At 69.3% G+C, this 12,298-nt stretch carries 12 protein-coding genes; 6 read left to right on the top strand and 6 right to left on the bottom strand.

The window, feature by feature from the left end:
- Window positions 1-159: 159 nt before the first annotated feature.
- Window positions 160-966 (bottom strand): DUF3097 domain-containing protein, encoded by an 807-nt coding sequence (locus tag AB0I28_RS04390; RefSeq protein WP_357489256.1) that lies wholly within the window; start codon window positions 964-966, stop codon window positions 160-162.
- 88 nt (window positions 967-1,054) lie between these two features.
- Here AB0I28_RS04390 and AB0I28_RS04385 point away from each other — a divergent pair, with 88 nt between their 5' ends.
- Window positions 1,055-2,368 (top strand): M14 family zinc carboxypeptidase, encoded by a 1,314-nt coding sequence (locus AB0I28_RS04385; protein ID WP_357489254.1) that lies wholly within the window; start codon window positions 1,055-1,057, stop codon window positions 2,366-2,368.
- A 53-nt stretch (window positions 2,369-2,421) separates the two neighbouring features.
- The gene (locus AB0I28_RS04380) at window positions 2,422-2,925 is read left to right on the top strand and encodes a hypothetical protein (protein WP_357489252.1); all 504 of its coding nucleotides are present in this window, start codon (window positions 2,422-2,424) and stop codon (window positions 2,923-2,925) included.
- Between the two features lie 13 nt (window positions 2,926-2,938).
- Here AB0I28_RS04380 and AB0I28_RS04375 read toward each other — a convergent pair whose 3' ends face one another.
- Window positions 2,939-3,937 (bottom strand): pirin family protein, encoded by a 999-nt coding sequence (locus tag AB0I28_RS04375; RefSeq protein WP_357489251.1) that lies wholly within the window; start codon window positions 3,935-3,937, stop codon window positions 2,939-2,941.
- Window positions 3,938-4,052: 115 nt separating this feature from the next.
- On the opposite strand from AB0I28_RS04375, the gene AB0I28_RS04370 reads away from it, so the two are divergent.
- Both AB0I28_RS04370 and AB0I28_RS04365 read left to right on the top strand, forming a co-directional pair.
- On the top strand, window positions 4,053-5,021 hold the full coding sequence (locus AB0I28_RS04370; RefSeq protein WP_357489249.1) for a pirin family protein: 969 nt from the start codon (window positions 4,053-4,055) through the stop codon (window positions 5,019-5,021).
- Between the two features lie 13 nt (window positions 5,022-5,034).
- Window positions 5,035-5,361, top strand: coding sequence for an FKBP-type peptidyl-prolyl cis-trans isomerase (locus AB0I28_RS04365; protein WP_357489247.1), 327 nt, complete (start codon window positions 5,035-5,037; stop codon window positions 5,359-5,361).
- A gap of 57 nt (window positions 5,362-5,418) precedes the next feature.
- Here the strand turns inward: AB0I28_RS04365 and AB0I28_RS04360 are convergent, their stop codons facing one another.
- Window positions 5,419-6,780 carry a serine hydrolase domain-containing protein gene (locus tag AB0I28_RS04360; protein WP_357489245.1) on the bottom strand — a complete coding sequence of 454 codons (1,362 nt, stop codon included), beginning with the start codon at window positions 6,778-6,780 and terminating at the stop codon, window positions 5,419-5,421.
- A gap of 9 nt (window positions 6,781-6,789) precedes the next feature.
- Window positions 6,790-7,776 (bottom strand): tyrosine-type recombinase/integrase, encoded by a 987-nt coding sequence (locus AB0I28_RS04355; RefSeq protein ID WP_357489243.1) that lies wholly within the window; start codon window positions 7,774-7,776, stop codon window positions 6,790-6,792.
- Window positions 7,777-8,516: 740 nt separating this feature from the next.
- Between AB0I28_RS04355 and AB0I28_RS04350 the strand changes: the two genes are divergently transcribed.
- A complete protein-coding gene (locus AB0I28_RS04350; protein ID WP_357489242.1) occupies window positions 8,517-9,134 on the top strand; it encodes a hypothetical protein in 618 nt (205 codons plus the stop codon).
- A 47-nt stretch (window positions 9,135-9,181) separates the two neighbouring features.
- Here AB0I28_RS04350 and AB0I28_RS04345 read toward each other — a convergent pair whose 3' ends face one another.
- Entirely contained in the window at window positions 9,182-9,865 is a 684-nt protein-coding gene (locus AB0I28_RS04345) for a hypothetical protein (RefSeq protein ID WP_357489241.1), read from the bottom strand.
- A 58-nt stretch (window positions 9,866-9,923) separates the two neighbouring features.
- Between AB0I28_RS04345 and AB0I28_RS04340 the strand changes: the two genes are divergently transcribed.
- A complete protein-coding gene (locus AB0I28_RS04340) occupies window positions 9,924-11,369 on the top strand; it encodes a PLP-dependent aminotransferase family protein (RefSeq protein WP_357489240.1) in 1,446 nt (481 codons plus the stop codon).
- Between the two features lie 101 nt (window positions 11,370-11,470).
- On the opposite strand, the gene AB0I28_RS04335 is transcribed toward AB0I28_RS04340, so the two are convergent.
- The gene (locus AB0I28_RS04335) at window positions 11,471-12,232 is read right to left on the bottom strand and encodes a class III extradiol ring-cleavage dioxygenase (protein WP_357489239.1); all 762 of its coding nucleotides are present in this window, start codon (window positions 12,230-12,232) and stop codon (window positions 11,471-11,473) included.
- Between the last annotated feature and the right edge of the window lie 66 nt (window positions 12,233-12,298).

Here is a 12,298-nt window from a genome sequence, read left to right as displayed (position 1 = left end):
CCCTCAACACCGCCATCTGGCACAACTGGAACACAGGCGCACCCGTCAAACGCTCCCTCATCGCCTACGACCATTAACCCATCAACGATCTAGGGCGTGTCCTGGTGGTCTTGTGGGTGCGAGTCCGCCGCAGCCCCGCAGTGATCACCCGGACACGGCCTAAGGCGCGGTCACGAAGTCGATGAGCTCCTCGACCCGCCCCACCAGCGCCGCCTCCAGATCACGGTAATCGCGCACCGAACCCAAAATCCGCCCCCACGCCTCCCCGGTGTCCACCCGCCACCCCAGCGCCTCGACCACCCCCTCCTTCCACGGCACACCACGCGGCACCACCGGCCACGCCCCGATCCCCACCGCCGAAGGACGCACCGCCTCCCACACGTCCACGAACGGATGACCGCACACCAAGACGTGCTCGCCCGTGACGCGCTGGGCGATGCGGGTCTCCTTCGAGCCGGGCACGAGGTGGTCGACGAGGACCCCCAGGCGCCGGCCGGGTCCGGGTGCGAACTCGGCGACGACGGCCTCGAGATCGTCGATGCCTTCAAGGAATTCCACCGCCACACCTTCGACGCGCAGGTCGTGGCCCCACACGCGCTCGACGAGGGCGGCGTCGTGAACGCCTTCGACATAGATGCGGCTGGCCATGGCGGTCTTGGCCCGCAGCCCGGCCACGGCGGTGGACCCCGAGGCGCTGATCAGCCTCGACGGGCCGGCCACCGCCGGGCGCTTCAAGGTGACCGTCTCACCGTCGATGAGGAACGCGGCGGGCAGCAGCGGGAACACGCGCCGGCGTCCGTGGCGGTCTTCGAGAGTCACTGAATCCTTGCCGCACTCCACCACCGCGCCGCAGAACCCGCTGGCCGGGTCTTCGGCCACGACCTCGCCCGTCGCCTCGATCACGGGCACCTCACGCCGTGCGGGGCCGCGCCCACCGCCGGCCAGAACGTCCTCGCCGTAACGCATCGGCCCAGTGTCGCAAACCTTCTCGCCCGTCGACTGTGCGGTGCCCGCGGTGACACACTCGTCCACATCAGACGAAAGGAGCACCCCGGTGCGCCACTCAAGACTCCTCACCGCCATGGCCGCGGCGGCCTTACTCGCCTCGGCCGTCCCCTCCTCGGCGGCACAGGCCGAACCCGACACCACCCCCTACTACTGGTCCCTCGACGCCCCCGGAGCCACCCTGTCGGCCCTGGCCGACGCCGGCCTCGACATCGCCCACACCGAACCCGACGGGACGGCCGTGGTCATCGCCGACGCGGCCACCGCGCGCGACCTCAAAGCCGACGGCCACGACCTGACCTACCTCGACAGCGTCCACAAGCCCGTCCCACCGGGCGTCCAGGCCGCCGACACCTACTACGGCGGCTACCACACCGTCACCGCGCACACCGCTCACCTCACCCAGGTCGCGACCGCCTACCCGGCACTGGCGACGGTCTACGACATCGGCGACTCCTGGCGCAAGACCCAGGGCCTGGGCGGGCACGACATCAAGGCGATCTGCATCACCAAGAAGCAGGCCGGCGACTGTTCCCTGGCACCGCAGTCGACCAAGCCCCGCTTCTCGATGATCGCCCAGATTCACGCGCGCGAACTGTCCACCGGCGAGGTCGCCTGGAAGTTCATCGACCACCTCACCACCGGATACGGCTCCAACAGCCGCGTGACGGCCCTGCTGGACACCACCGAGATCTGGATCGTGCCCATCGCCAACCCCGACGGCGTCGACATCGTCGCCTCCGGCGGCGACCGGCCCAAACTCCAGCGCAAGAACGCCCACACCGGCGGCGGCTGCACCGGCACCTCCATCGGCGTCGACCTCAACCGCAACTCCACCTTCAAGTGGGGCGGCGGGGGAGCCTCCACCAGCCCCTGCGCCGAGACCTACCGCGGCGCCTCGGCCGGCTCCGAGCCCGAAGTCCGCGCCCTTGAGGCGTTCTTCCGCGCCATCCACCCCGACCAGCGCGGCACCGGCGACACCACCCCGGCCCCCTCCGGCGCCCGCGACGTCATGATCACCCTCCACTCCTATGGCGGATACGTCGTCATCCCCTGGGGCTGGACGGCAAGCGACGCCCCCAACGACGCCGCACTGCGCGCCCTGGGCGAGGACATGGCCGACTCCAACGGCTACTACGTCGGCAACGGACCCGAAACCGTCGGCTACACCTCGTCCGGCGTCACCGACGACTACACCTACGGCGCCCTGGGCGTGGCCAGCTACACCTACGAGATGGGCGCCGACTTCGGCACCTGCGGCGGCTTCACCCCCGCCTACAGCTGCGTCAACTCCCAAATCTGGCCCGGCAACCGCGACGCCCTGCTCACCGGCGCCGAAGCCGCCGACAGCCCCTACATCTAGACACCCACCGGCCTGCCCGCCGCACCCACCGGCGGGCAGGCACAATTCACACCGTGACCGCGTCCCCAGCCCCCTCCCGGCTCCTGCTGACCGGACTGGCCTCCTGGCTCGCCTTCGCCGTCATCGCCCCACCACTGGCCGGCGCGGGCATGCCCAACCCGCCCGTCCTGGCCCGCGACACCACACCCGGTCACCCCGTCACCCTCACCACCGGCGACGGCATCGGCGACTGGATCGCCTTCTACGCCGACCTGCTCCCCGTCACCATCGCCTGCGGCGTCCTGGCCCTCATCGCCGCCACCGGCCTGACCGCCGCCCACACCCTCACCGGCAAGATCGCCGGACCCCTGTTCTTCCCCCTGGCCATGCTCTGGCCCGCCGGGCCTCTCACCGCCCTGCTCAACCCCGACCACCCCGCCTGGCCCACCGCCTACCTGCCCTCCGGTGCCCTGCTCGTCCTGCTCGCCTGCCAGTACGTCGCCGGCAACGCATACGTCCAGGCCGTCACCTACGCCAAGAAGCCCCCCACCGCGACAGCGGTGGAGGGCACGGCCTGACACAGGGGACAGGTCAGCCGGTCAACGGCTCACCGGGACGCTCACCGCGCACGTCGGCGTGCGCCGCGGGGACCGAACCCAGCCGCCCGGCCTGGAAGTCCTCGAACGCCGCGACGACCTCGGCCTTGGTGTTCATCACGAACGGCCCGTACATCGCGATCGGCTCCCTGATGGGACGCCCGCCCAGGATGTAGACCTCCAGCGCCGGATGCCGCGAGTCCTGTTCGGTGTTCGCGCCGACGGTGATGGACTCACCCGCACCGAACACCGCCAGCTGCCCCGAGCCGATCGGACGCTCCTGGGCCCCCACACTGCCCTCGCCGCCCAGCACGTAGACCAGCGCGTTGAAGTCGGCCCGCCACGGCAGCGTCAGCGACGCCCCCGGCGCGATCGTGGCGTGCACCAGCGTGATCGGCGTGTACGTCGACCCCGGACCGGCGTGCCCGTCGACCTCCCCGGCGATGACGCGCACCAGCGCACCCCCGTCGGGCGAGCTCAGCAGCGCCACCTTGTCACCGGTGATGTCCTGGTACCTCGGCGCGGCGAACTTCTCCGCCCGCGGCAGGTTCACCCACAACTGCAGCCCGTGGAACAGGCCACCGGAGGCCACCAGGTACTCCGGGGGAGTCTCGATGTGCAAGATCCCCGCGCCGGCGGTCATCCACTGCGTGTCGCCACCGCCGATGAGCCCACCGCCACCGTTGGAGTCGGAGTGCGCCATCTCCCCGTCGATCATGTAGGTGACCGTCTCGAACCCGCGGTGCGGATGCCACGCGGTCCCCTTCGGCTCGCCCGGGGCGTACTCGACCTCGCCCATCTGGTCCATGTGCACGAACGGGTCGAGCGCGCGCAGATCCACACCGGCGAAGGCCCGGCGCACCGGGAAGCCCTCGCCTTCGAAGCCCTTGGGCGCCGTTGTCACCGACACCACCGGGCGGGCCCGGTCGGCGGCGGGGTCGAGCGTCCTCACCCGGGGGAGGGCGAGGGGGTTCTTGGCGGTCACGGCCGGCATGACGATCCACCTCCACGAAATGTTGTTACGTCAGCAACTCTAGCAAAGGATGCTGACACGTCAACTATTCCCCGGATCCCCAAACCACCCACCCCCCACAACTAACCTCACCCACATGAGCAACCTCGACCAAAACCCCACCGAAACCACCTGCGGCGGAACACAACACACACCCACCACACCCACCCTCGAACTCATCCACGGCCACAACGTCGCCCTCGGCGGAACCCGCAACACCACCGTCCACCGCACCCTCCCCGACCGCACCCGCCGCATGATCGGCGCCTGGTGCTTCAACGACCACTACGGCCCACACCCCACCACCACACCCATGGACGTCCCACCCCACCCACACACCGGACTACAGACCATCTCCTGGCTCATCCAAGGAACCATCCACCACAACGACAGCGCCGACCACCACCAGACCTTCACCGCCGGCGAACTCGCCATCATGACCGCCGGCCACGGCATCTCCCACTCCGAACAGACCACCACCCCCCAAACCCCCACCACCGTCCACGGCTACCAACTCTGGACCGCACTCCCCGACAACACCCGCAACACCACCCCACGCTTCGACCACCACCCCGACCTCCCCACCGACGACACCACCACCCTCATCATCGGAACCCACAACGGCGCCACCAGCCCCGCACCCACCCACACCCCGCTCATCGCCCTCCAACTCACACTCCCACCCCACACCACCCACACCACCCCCCTCGAACCCGACTTCGAACACGGCATCACCACCGCCACCGGCCACGCCACCATCGAACACACACCCCTCCCACCCGGCCCCCTCCTCTACCTCGGCACCAACCGCACCCAACTCACCATCACCACCACCGACCAACCCACCACCCTCCTGCTCATCGGCGGCCAACCCTTCGAAGAACACATCGTCATGTGGTGGAACCTCATCGCCCGCGACCACGACGAAATCGCCACCGCCCGCACCCAATGGCAACAACACCACCCCCGCTTCGGCACCGTCACCGGCTACACAGGCCACGGCCACCGACTCCCCGCACCCCCCATGCCCACCACCCGACTCAAACCCCGCGGCCGCACCCGTTGATACCGTGAACCCCATGCCACTAGAGATCACCGAACACCACGTACCCACCGAAGGCGCCGAAGCCAAGGCCGGAGACACCGTCGCCGTCCACTACACCGGCACCCTCCAAGCCGACGGATCCCAGTTCGACAGCTCCGCCGGCGGCGCCCCCATCACCTTCACCCTCGGCGCCGGACAGGTCATCCAAGGCTGGGACCAAGGCCTGCTCGGCATGCGCCCCGGCGGCAAGCGCACCCTCGTCATCCCACCCGAACTCGGCTACGGCGACCAAGGCTTCCCCGGCGCCATCCCCCCCAGCTCCACCCTCGTCTTCGACGTCGAACTCGTCGCCATCAAATAGACCACCGCAACACAAAGGCCCGGCGGGAACACCCGCCGGGCCTTTAACATCCCCCCACTACCGCCAACCACCCTCATCCACCCCACCGGGCACCGAACCCGCCGGACCATACGGCTCCCGCGTGTACACGAAAGTCCCCAGATCCAGATGACGCACCACCCCATCCTCCCCACGAACCACCCGCAACACCTCACCGGCGTAATACCCGTCGAGTCCCGTCCACGTCCCATCGCCGTTCGGCCGGAACCGCGACCCGCGCCCTCGCCCACCCAACACCGACAACTCCAGCCACCCATCACGCAGCAAACGCACCGCCGAAGGCGACGCACCCCAATACCAAGGACCCGTCACCTCCAACAACGACACATCCACACCGGACTCCGGCGACCACTCACCCGGCACCGGCGGCTCCAACTCATCCAACGCCGACAGCAACAGACCCGCCACCCCAGCCTTCGGCGACATCGTGCAGTTCAACAACGCCACCGCGCCAGAACAACGCTCCCGGTCCACCACGATCCCCGACACGAACCCCGGCATCGAACCGCCATGCCCCACCCGCCGACGCCCACCCTCACGCCACACCTGCAAACCCAGCCCGTACCCCGACGTCCACACATCCCCATCGGCGACACCCACCGGCTCGCACATCTCCTCCAACGTCCCCGACGACAACACCTCACCGGTGTCACCACCCAAGAACGCCGCCCACCGCCCCAGATCACCCACCGTCGACCACAACTGACCCGCCGGCCCCATCGCCACCGTGTCCTGCACGACCTCCGGCAACACCACATCCGCCCACGGATGCACCGCCCACCCCCGCGCGTGCTCGCCCTCCGGCAGGGGAGTGGTCCGCGACATCCCCAACGGCCCCAACACCTCCGCCGTCAAGATCTCCGACCACGCCTTCCCCCGCACTCGCTCCACCAACTCGCCCAGCACCGCGTAACCCGGGTTCGAATAGTGGAAACCACGACCCGCCCGCGACACCACCGCACCCGCGGCCAACCGCTCATGCAGCTCGTCGCGGCCCACACCGGCAGAACGCTCCCACCACGGCCCCGGCAACTCCGCCACCACCCCGCCGGTGTGCGACAGCAGCTGAGCCACCGTCCGATCGCCGATCACCGAACCCGGCACATGCCTCTCCACGGGATCGGACAGATCCACCAGACCCTCATCACGCAACCGCATCACCAGCAGCGCCACGAAAGACTTCGTCAGCGACCCGATCCGATACTGCGTGTCCACACTGGGAACACCGCCCTCGACGCGACCCCGCACGCCCGACCACACCAGCTCGCCACCGCGTACCACTCCCGCCGCCAGCGACGGCATACGGCCCGCCGACTGTGCCTCGGCCACGATCTGCTCGAACCGCCGCGCGGTCGCGTCCAGCACACCCTCAGAAGACATGCGCACACCCTACCCGCGGTCCCCGCCCATCAACCGGCCCACGAATCCGTACGTGGGGTTGGCCCGAGCGGCGTCCCGCAGCTCCCGAGCCGTCGCCTTGATGTACCCCTGAGAAGCCGCCAGGGACCGATGCCCCAGCAACTCCATGATCTCGGTCGCCGAAGCACCCGACTGCCCCAGTTTCGTCGCGAACGTGTGCCGCAACGCGTGCACCAGCGCGCCACGCTCGACCCGGTCGTCGATCCCCGCCGAGCGATAGGACTGCTTGACCAGGTACTGCAACTGGTTGCGCGTCAGAGCTTCACCCGTGTGGTCCACCCACAGCGGTGAACGCCGGGGGAGCGGTGCCCGCTCACCGGGAAGCCGTCTCGCCCGCGTCACCAGGTACTCGGCGATCAGCCGCTCCAACGGCACGTCCACCGGCACCACACGGTCGGCATCACCCTTGCCCCCACGAACCACCAGCCGCTGCTCGCCTTCGGCGCCGGCCAGGTCGCCCGCAGACAGGCCGAGCAGTTCGGCCGTGCGCAGGCCGGTGAGCAGGAGGGTGGCCACGACCGCCAAGTCCCGTTCCAGCCAAGGATTGCGGGCCTTTCGGGCGCCGGCGGCGATGGCGGTGAGCAGCCTCTCGGCGGCGTCCTCGCCGCGAAGCGGCTTGGGGGAGCGGTCGGGCAGTTTCGGCCGGGCCACCCCTGACATCGGGTTCCCCTCGACGATGCCGTCCCCGACACAGAAGGCGAAGAAGGTGTTCCAGGTCGACCAGGCGCGGGCGATCGACGACTTCGCACGGGTGGCGGCGTAGTCGGCGAAGGCGCGGCGCAGGACCTTCGCGGTGAAGACCGAGCAGGGGAGTGCGGCGGATTCGAGGCCTTCGTGGCCGGCGACGAGCCTGGCGATCGCGGTGAGGTCGCGGCGGTAGGCGGCCACGGTGTGGGGGGAGTCCTTGCGCGGTGCGCGCGAGATGAAGAAGGCCTCCACCGCCGACTCGAATAGCATGCGTCCCTCCACAGGAGATGGTGACGAAGGCAAGGATGGGGGAAGGGTGTGACATTCGGGTCGGCGGGGGTGGGGGAGAGCACCGTTAGTGGCCGGCCGGAGTCCTCGGTGCGGACCCGGAGCTTCCTTGCGCCGCTCCTCGTTCGACGACAACAGCGGGGTCGCCCGGCCGACGAGTGACGAGTGATGCCCTCTCTCCTGGTTTCTACCTAGATTCCGCATAAGGATAGTTATGCGGAAATTACGGAGGCTTTCGGGCTCGGTGTCTGATTTGGGATGGCTTGAAGGGGAGTGCAGGGCGACAGGGTCGGTCGGGAGTCGCGCAGGGCGATTGCGTCGGAGGTCTGTCACCGCCCAGTCGTCGACCGCCGCGAGGCCCCGGAGTCGATGCCACCAAAGTGGATCTTCGGACGTGGATCGCGAAACCCATTCGAGTAGCCCGAGAAACGTCCCGCCGTCAGCACAGGGACTTTCGCGCGCCCGGCGCGCCACTGACACCTGTGGCTGCAGCGGACGTACGCTGTCGCATGCGCAAAGCGGGTGCACGAGGCCCTGGGTTCGAGTTGGGTTCAAGTGGCGGTCGAACCCCTTCCGGTCAACCTGAATTCGCGCTTGATAATCACCATTATGTCAATATGTAAAGTTCCGGCCCCTCCCCGGAACTACCCACCCTCCACGCGGCCGAGTTCGCCCTCGGTGTCCACGAACGCTCTAGCGACGAGACGCGCGACAATTACCGCGTGATCGTCTTCCGCGCGGTGGTCGAAGTCCCGTGGACGCCGCTCGAAGCCCGCCCACCGTGGCCGGTCACCGACATGCCACTCGGCTCATGGCTCACGCTCGGCCCGGACTGCCGCGACGGCGACTTCGGCCTCTTTCTCGCCATCCTCGCAGCCCCGCTCGACATCGCACCGTCCGCCGCTCCTGCGGAGATCGCCGCGGCCCTCCTTGCCGAAGAGTGTCTTCTCATCCCCGGCGGCATCCAGGTCCACGACGACTCGGCGGGTCAGTCGATCTCCCCCGGTTGCTGCTCCGGTCTCGAGGACTGGCGGGACTGGAAGTCGCTGCTTCAGGGAAATGAGCCTTGGCTGGGCCACGACCCCACACCCGAGTTCGCGTTCCTCGCCGGCCACTTCCGTCTCTGGCAGGACGGTGGCGCCGCTCGCGCGACCTCCTCGTGCGTCGACATCCCGCGAGCCGACCTGACCGCTCACCTGGCCGCCGTCCACAATGATCTCGCCGCCTTCCGTGACGCCTTCAGTACCTGGTCTCACCGGCACGTGCCGCCCGGTTTCGCCGCCGACCTCGCCACGGCCATCGGCACCGTCCTCGCCGTCCCCCGGTCATCCTCCTCGTGAGCACTTCACTCCCCCGACCATTGCCGCCCGATATGTCGGAATCTCTCTCATCTGCCCACCCCTGCCGCCTCTCCCCCATTCCGAGCCGTCCGATCCTCCCGGCTCTCCCCCGCCGGCCGGTACGTGAACCGCGCCATGAACAACTGCGTCACCGGCCCGATCCCCAATGCGTAGGCGACCGTGCCCACCCCGACGGTCCCGCCGAGCACCCACCCCACCACCAGCACCGTCAGCTCGATCACCGTCCTCGTCAGCCGAATCGACCGCCCGCTCCTCGCCGCCGCGCCCGTCATCAGTCCGTCCCTTGGCCCCGGCCCGAGCCGCGCCCCCACGTACACCGCGATCGACAACCCGTTCAGCACGATCCCGGCTACCAGCAACACCACCCGCCACGCCCACCCGCCGTCCGCGGGGATCAGCCAGAGTCCGACGTCGAAGGCCACCGCGAGCACGAGGATGTTGGCGACCGTGCCCAGTCGCGGCAGCTGCCGCAGCGGGATCCACAGCAGCAGTACGAGAGCGCCGATCAGGGCGCTCACCATGCCGAAGCTGAGCGGGACGTGCCGTTCGACGCCTTCGTTGAGCACGCTCCACGGGTTGAGCCCCAGGGAGGCGCGGATGGTCATGGCGGTGCTGATGCCGTAGAGCAGGAGACCGGCGAGGAGCTGGGTGATCCGCTTGGCGGGGTGGTGGGTCAGCGGTACGTACGCGACCGAGATCTTGGGGGCCATTGGACCGAGTCTGTAGGCTGATTGGCCTGGAATGCTTGGCCAATTCGAGGTGAGTGGCATGGTCGGTACGGGCGAACCGGTGATGGGCAGTCGACGTCTGGCGGGGCTGCTGGCGTCTCCGGAAGGGCCGGGTCCCGCCTATCGTCACTGGGCGGAGGCGATAGGCGCCTTGATCCTCGACGGCCGCGTCGGGCTGCATGTCCGCCTGCCCGCCGAGCGGGAGCTCGCCGCGGCTTTGGGGACGAGTCGTACGACGGTGACGGCGGTCTACGACCTGCTGCGCGCCAACGGGTTCGCTCGCAGCCGGCGCGGTGCCGGCACCTGGACGGCGCTGCCGGAGGGTCGGGCGCCTCGTGCCGTGCGGCGGCTGCTCGGCTCCGATGAGGCGGCGATCGATCTCGCGCGGGCCGCGCCGGGGATTCCCGAAGACGTCTTGGCCGAGGCGCTGGCGCTGGCGGGGCCTCGGCTGGCCGAGCACGCGCGGACCCCGGGTTACCATCCGTTCGGGCTTCCCGAGCTGCGCGCGCTCGTCGCCGAGCGTTTCACCGCACGGGGCCTGGCGACCACGCCGGAGCAGGTTCTGATCACCTCGGGCGCGCAGCACGCGCTGACCCTGGTGCTGGGCCTGCTGGCCGGGCCGGGTGACCGGGTGATGGTGGAGAACCCGTCGTACCCGAACGCGCTGGAGGCGATCCGGCGGGCGCGTCTGCGGACGGTTTCGGTGCCGGTGACCGACGAGGGCTGGGACGTCGAGATCGTCGAGTCGACCTTGCGTCAGGTGGTCCCGCAGTTGGCCTATCTGATCCCCGACTTCCACAACCCCACCGGGTGCCTGATGCCACCCGAGGAGCGGGCGAGGGTGCTGGCCGCGGCGGCCCGGTCGGGGACCTGGCTGGTGGTGGACGAGACGATGGCCGAGTTGGCGCTCGACGTGGCCGCTCCCCCGCCGATGGCCTCGATGGCGGGTGCGGGTCAGGTGGTGACGATCGGCTCGATGAGCAAGACGCACTGGGGTGGACTGCGCGTGGGGTGGGTGCGGGCTTCGGCGCGGCTGGTGCGGGAGCTGGCGGCGCAGCGGGTCGCGGTGGACATGGGCGGCTCGGTGCTGGATCAGTTGGTGGCGCTGGCGCTGCTGGAGCGTTCGGGCGGCTCGCTGGCCGAGCGCCTCTCGGTGCTGCGGGAGCGGCGGGCGGTTTTGATGGCGGCGCTGGGCGAGCAGGTGCCGGGGTGGACGTGGCGGGTGCCTCCGGGTGGGTTGTCGTTGTGGGTGGATGTGGGGGCGCCGGTGGCGTCGGTGCTGGCGGAGCGTGCTCTGGGGCGTGGGGTGCGCATCGAGAGCGGGGGCTGTTTCGGGACCGATCCGGGGGTGTTCGAGCAGCGTCTGCGAGTGCCGTTCAGTCTGCCTGGTGAGGTGTTGCGGGAGGCGGTGCAGCGTTTGGCGGGGGTTCTCGACGGTGGTGCGGTGGTCTCGGCGGCCGACCGGCGGGTGCACTGGATCGCGTGACCCTGTCAGGCCGGTGACGCCTCGGGTGAGACTGTGGATTCAGGTACGCCGGCGACGTCGCATGGGTGAGCGCGGGCGTGGCCCGGCGGCGGTGTCGCGGTCTAGTCGAACTGGAAGGACCGTTTCGCCAGTCCGTACCAGTATCCGTCCACGACGGCCCGTTGGCGCAGGGGTTTGTCGTCGCTGGCGCCGAGTGCGACGAAAAGGGGTGCGTAGTGCTCGGTGCGGGGGTGGGCGATGTGGGCGGCGGGTGCTTTGCGCTGGAAGTCGATGAGGGCGTCGATGTCGCGGGTGGTGACGGCCAGGTCGGTCCACTCGTCGAACTCCTTCGACCAGGCGGGCGCGTTGTCGCCGGCGTGGGGGTCGATCTCGCGGAGGTTGTGGGTGGTGAAGCCGCTGCCGATGATGAGTACGCCTTGGTCGCGCAGGGGCGCGAGTTTGCGGCCGAGGTCGAACAGTTCTTGCGGGTCGAGGGTGGGCATGGAGATCTGCAGCGTGGGGATGTCGGCGTCGGGGTACATCTCGACGAGGGGTACGTAGGCGCCGTGGTCGAGTCCGCGTTCGGGGTCTTGGTGGACGCGGCCGTCGAGGAGGCGGCCGATCTCGGTGGCGAGTGCGGGTGCGCCGGGTGGGGTGTAGGTGACGTCGTAGTAGTGCTGTGGGAAGCCCCAGAAGTCGTAGACGAGTGGGGTGGTGTGGGTGGCGCCGATGGTGAGGGGTGCGGCTTCCCAGTGGGCGGAGACGATGAGGATGGCGGTGGGGTGGGGTAGGTGGGTCGACCAGTCGGCGAGTTGGCGGGTCCAGGTGGGGTCGTCGGCGAGTGGGGGTGCGCCGTGGCTGAGGTAGAGGGCGGGTGTGCGCATGGGGTGCTCCGGGTTTTGTTGAGGGTTCAAGTGTGAGGTTAACGCGGTTTACTTGAGAGTTCAACT

Source organism: Phytomonospora sp. NPDC050363, from assembly GCF_040655735.1.
GTDB lineage: Bacteria > Actinomycetota > Actinomycetes > Mycobacteriales > Micromonosporaceae > Phytomonospora.
Note: the sequence above shows the minus strand (reverse complement) of the source record. Positions and strands in the feature narration are given on the sequence as shown.

What these genes read in the sequence shown, in the direction of transcription:
- AB0I28_RS04390 (WP_357489256.1), bottom strand. Translation starts at nt 966, where the DNA reads ATGCGTTACGGCGAGGACGTTCTGGCCGGCGGTGGGCGCGGCCCCGCA.
- AB0I28_RS04375 (WP_357489251.1), bottom strand. Translation starts at nt 3,937, where the DNA reads ATGCCGGCCGTGACCGCCAAGAACCCCCTCGCCCTCCCCCGGGTGAGG.
- AB0I28_RS04370 (WP_357489249.1), top strand. Translation starts at nt 4,053, where the DNA reads ATGAGCAACCTCGACCAAAACCCCACCGAAACCACCTGCGGCGGAACA.
- AB0I28_RS04365 (WP_357489247.1), top strand. Translation starts at nt 5,035, where the DNA reads ATGCCACTAGAGATCACCGAACACCACGTACCCACCGAAGGCGCCGAA.
- AB0I28_RS04360 (WP_357489245.1), bottom strand. Translation starts at nt 6,780, where the DNA reads ATGTCTTCTGAGGGTGTGCTGGACGCGACCGCGCGGCGGTTCGAGCAG.
- AB0I28_RS04355 (WP_357489243.1), bottom strand. Translation starts at nt 7,776, where the DNA reads ATGCTATTCGAGTCGGCGGTGGAGGCCTTCTTCATCTCGCGCGCACCG.
- AB0I28_RS04345 (WP_357489241.1), bottom strand. Translation starts at nt 9,865, where the DNA reads ATGGCCCCCAAGATCTCGGTCGCGTACGTACCGCTGACCCACCACCCC.
- AB0I28_RS04340 (WP_357489240.1), top strand. Translation starts at nt 9,924, where the DNA reads ATGGTCGGTACGGGCGAACCGGTGATGGGCAGTCGACGTCTGGCGGGG.
- AB0I28_RS04335 (WP_357489239.1), bottom strand. Translation starts at nt 12,232, where the DNA reads ATGCGCACACCCGCCCTCTACCTCAGCCACGGCGCACCCCCACTCGCC.